Genomic DNA, 3,790 nt, shown 5'->3' with positions numbered 1-3,790 from the left:
TGCTCTTTTTTGAGTTGTCCCTAATGTAAACCGGAAGCGACCGAGGAAAGCTTGGCCATACTTTTTCCCCGGCCAAGGTATAGTCGGCTATATTTTGCAGTGGATATGGAATCCGAACAAGAGATTCTTCTATGGTTTGATTTGCTCTCAAGACGGCCGCCTTCACCCAGGAAAGCTTAGCGGCCTGCCTGACCGCATTTTTGCGAGCCTCGTCTAAATATTCACGCTTTTCGGTCCCGACGTTGATGAATTTGCCGGTATAGGCATCGATAAAAGCAACACTGTTCGTAGTAGCCTGATTCACTTTCCATACTGGATGCAATGTATCGGTGCTCACGCGAGGGGTGGGGCTAAAATAAACGAGTTCCATCTTATATAAGTTGATCTCCCCAGCCGGCAGACCATCCGCATATCCTTCGGCTTCCGAGAGGCCGCCGCTTCCAAAAAATGCAGAAATTGCAGGAGATGCCGCCGGGGTAACAAAACTTTTCGGTGGCAAATAGAGCGCCGTTACATGATTATTAAGAATTGCGTCGATTGCCGATGATAGAGCATCCTGAGCAGCCATAACCCGCTGTGGTTTGCCAGTCAATTCCATAGGATGTCTCCAAAACCGCTCGTACCTAATAACATCCTTGCTGTCGATAACAATCGTTATACGATTCGCGCCATCTACATAGTAGCCGTCCTTATTCTTCCCGCTCACATAAACAAGCTGGTATTGATGAACGACTTTCTTGCCGCTCTCCGGGTTTTTAATGAATCCGTAAAATGATGGTGTAATGCTATCTAAAACTGCATCCGCCGGCATGCCGCCGTGCGATTGAATAAACTTCTGCGCCATCTGCCGCGCCTCATCCTCGGTAAGGCCGGGATCACCGTCGTAGAATTTTCCGTCCCGCTGGTACAATATATCGTTATGCGGGCGGATAGTTATCGATTCGGTGTACTTCTGCCCGTTGCCCTGCCCACGTAATATAAACTGAGAGCCGCCAAGCTGGGGTGCATCATGCCGCTCTATCTCTTTGGGATTAAAACCAAACATCTTAAGGATAGTTACAGTATCCAGCGACTCTTCTCGGACTTTGAGCAGTGCAAGTTCGGGACGCTCCCTCGGGATTGGATTTAACGACAACACATCGTGCCCGTTCGATTTAAATACAACCGGCGATATCACAACCCCCTTGGGCTGTTTCGCCTGCTTTGGTATTTTAGACTTGCATCCATAGAGAATTAGCGATAGCAAAACGAGAAGGACCACTGCAACAAAAGACCGTGCAACGCGGTGATTCATAAAACACTCCTGTAAACGAGTTTTGTTCCGGTTGGTCTTGGTGTTGGGGATTGTTTGATATCTTTTTATACTACTTTACCGTAGCAGGATAAACAACCTATAATTTACTGTCGTAGTTTTAACAATGGTTGGGCTTGAATCAAAACGTGACATGCTTGTAGAATATCCTTTTCGCCAGCTCGGCCCCCGCGATATAGAGGACAAGGATGCCCCCTAAGACCAGCAAGAATACGGGCGGTACCGCAGTAAACGAGAAGAGCTTTGATAATGAAGTAAACGGCAGCAGAATCGTTACGCCAATGATGAGTAACGTGGCCGCCGCCAAGTACTGGCTCGGCCTGCTTGCGAAGAACGGTTTTCTCGTTCGGATGACGAGGACGATGAGCGATGCCGAGATAACCGACTCCATAAACCAACCGGTCCTGAATTCGGTCGACCCGGCGTGAAGGATGAAGAGAAGCGCCCCGAAGGTGAGGTAGTCAAACACCGAGCTTAAAAGGCCGAACGTCACCATAAACTTGCGGATGAAATCGATATTCCAGCGCCGGGGACGGTCGATCAGCTCCCGATCTACAAGGTCCGTCGAGATGGTCGTCTCGGGAAAATCGGTCAGTAGGTTGGTCAGTAGAATCTGCGTCGGCAACAGTGGTAAGAACGGCAAGAACAGGGATGCCCCGGCCATGCTGAACATGTTGCCGAAATTGGCGCTAGTCGCCATGAACACGTATTTGAGCGTATTTGCAAACGTCGTTCTCCCCTCCTGAACGCCTTTCGTAAGTACGCTCAGGTCTTTTTCCAGCAGGACGATATCGGCGGCCTCTTTGGCCACATCCGCCGCAGTATCGACCGAGATCCCCGCATCGGAGGCATGAAGTGCCGGTCCATCGTTGATACCATCGCCCATGTAGCCGACCACGTTCCCGGCCCTCCTTAAAGCAAGAAGGATGCGCTCCTTCTGGTTGGGCTCGACCTCGGCAAAGACCTCTGTGTGGTTGATTCTCCTTAACAAGGCCTCATCGCTCATATGATTAATCTCGGTGCCGGTGATAATACGCGGCTGTGTTAACCCCACCTGTTTGCTGACGCTTGCCGCGACCAGGGCGTTATCTCCGGTGATAATCTTTAGGTCGACCCCCAGGCCTTTCAGGCGGTCGATCGTTTCGATGATACCCTCTTTCGGCGGGTCGTAGAGCAGAATAAACCCGATGAACGACAGGTCGGTCTCGGAGTCTTTGGTGATATCGGTGCTCGACCCCACATCCTTATAACACACACCAAGCGTGCGAAAACCCTCGGCGCTGAACTGCTTGAAACGTTCTTTGATCCGCCCGTCGGCCTCATGGATATCGACGACCTGACCGTCCGGCAGCTCTGCCTGCGAACACACATCCAGGATATTTGACAGGGCGCCTTTCGTCACCATTAGATGCGTACCGTCCTTCTCGACGAGCACGCTTAGACGTTTCCGGATAAAATCGTAAGGAACCTCATCGATCTTTCGATAGCCGGTAAGATCAAGCGTTTTGTGGGTGCGGATGGCCTCGTCGATCGGGTCCATGAAGCTGGTCTCATAAAATGCATTGAGGTACGAGTAAAGAAATACCTTCTCGCTCTCATTACCTTCGACATCAAGCGTCCCGTGCACGCGCACCACACCCTCAGTGAGCGTACCCGTCTTGTCCGAGCAGAGAACGTTCATACTGCCGAAATTCTCGATGGATTCAAGCCTCTTGACGATAACCTTATCCTCCGCCATGCGTTTTGCGCCATGTGCCAGGTTGATGCTGATAATCGCGGGCAAAAGCTGCGGTGTCAGACCAACGGCAAGCGCGAGCGAAAACAAAAACGAGTCGAGCACCGGTCGGTGCAAATACACGTTAATGGCGAAGATCGTAACCACCAGCATGAGCGTGACTTCTAGCAAAAAGTACCCGAAATGCTTCACCCCGTGTTCGAACTCGGTCTCGGGTGGCCGCAGTTTCAGGCTCTCGGAGACCTTACCGAATTCCGTGCTCCTCCCTGTGCGCACGATAATGGCTTTTGCGCTTCCGCTAACCACGTGCGTCCCCATAAACAGAGTGTTACCACGCTTTGCAAGCGGTGTATCCGCAGGCACGACACCCGGCTCTTTTTCCACGGGATAGGTCTCACCGGTTAACGTCGCCTCATCGACATAAAGATCGCTCGACTCAAGTATCAGACAGTCCCCCGGGATACTATCCCCCGACGTTAAAATCGTGATATCACCGGGAACCGCCTTGTCAATCGGGATATCTACCTCTTTGCTATCACGTAAAACCGTCGTCTTCACCTCGACGATCTCAAGTAACTTCTCGACGGCGTCGGTCGCGCCCTTCTCCTGCCAGAACCCTAAGGAACCGCTGATAAAGATGATCGTCATGATAATGAGCGCCGTTACGCGGTCCTGGAGGAAAAATGAAAGAACCGCCGCAAACAGCAGGATGATGATTATCGGGCTTTTGAACTGGGATAAAA

Annotated in this window: 2 protein-coding genes; both read right to left on the bottom strand. The window is 51.3% G+C overall.

All coding sequences use genetic code 11. From position 1 onward, the window contains the following. On the bottom strand, window positions 1-1,294 hold a 1,294-nt coding region (locus ACYC56_RS13190; protein ID WP_461374636.1), incomplete at its 3' end, for a hypothetical protein. A gap of 139 nt (window positions 1,295-1,433) precedes the next feature. Continuing rightward, on the bottom strand, window positions 1,434-3,790 hold a 2,357-nt coding region (mgtA, locus tag ACYC56_RS13185; protein ID WP_461374635.1), incomplete at its 5' end, for a magnesium-translocating P-type ATPase.

It is taken from the genome of Candidatus Aquicultor sp. (assembly GCF_054640775.1).
This window is presented reverse-complemented; position numbering and strand designations above follow the sequence as displayed.